1 protein-coding gene is annotated in these 893 nt (G+C 63.7%); it reads left to right on the forward strand.

Going from position 1 to position 893, the window contains the following annotated elements; genetic code table 11:
* Nucleotides 1-893, forward strand: an 893-nt coding sequence (locus CH293_RS27675) for an AMP-binding protein (RefSeq protein ID WP_141217262.1), incomplete at both ends; no start/stop codon positions are given.

Genomic DNA, 893 nt, shown 5'->3' on the forward strand with positions numbered 1-893 from the left:
TCGAACACATCACCCGCACCACCAACACACCCCGCACCACCAACCGCACACCCCTCTTCCAAATCCTCCTCACCCACACGACCTCTCATATCGACGACGGAACTGGTGAGGTGGGTTCGTTGCTGCCGGGCCTGGTCGAATCAGCACTTCCGTCGGGCGCATCCACGGGGTTGGACGCGGCCAAGACCGATCTCGATCTCGACCTCGCCGACACCCCGAACGGCATGGTCGGCTACCTCACCTACGCCACCGAACTGTTCACCCCCACCACCATCGACCGATTCACCACCACGTTCCAACGGGTCCTCGAAACAATCGCCTACGCACCCGACACACGACTGGCAGAGATACCAGTCCTCACCGACGACACACGCAAGCACATCGACACCTGGTCGACCGGACCCACCCAGGCAAGCCCGAACACCACCCTCGACACACTGATCCGCACCCAAACCACCCGCACCCCGAACGCCACCGCCGCCGTCGACGACAGCGGACAACAGTGGACCTACACAGCCATCGACGCCCACGCGAACGCAGTGGCGCATCTGCTAGTTGAGCGTGGTGTACAGGTCGGAGACCGCGTCGCAGTCATGCTCCCCCGCAGCGTCGACCTCGTCACCACACTGATCGCCGTCATCCGCGCCGGCGCAGCGTATGTCCCCATCGACCCCGACTACCCCAGCGAACGCATCACCCACATCCTCGACGACGCTTCTCCCACAGTGGTCATCACCGAAGATTTCCTCACCGACCCAGCAGTATCAGCACGCCTGACACACGGTGAAACCGCGGCACCGGCACTCGATCGCCCACTGACCCCCGCCGACACCGCCTACGTCATCTTCACCTCCGGCACCACCGGACGCCCCAAAGGCGTCATGATCTCCCAC

The organism is Rhodococcus sp. 14-2470-1b, from assembly GCF_002259415.1.
GTDB lineage: Bacteria > Actinomycetota > Actinomycetes > Mycobacteriales > Mycobacteriaceae > Rhodococcoides.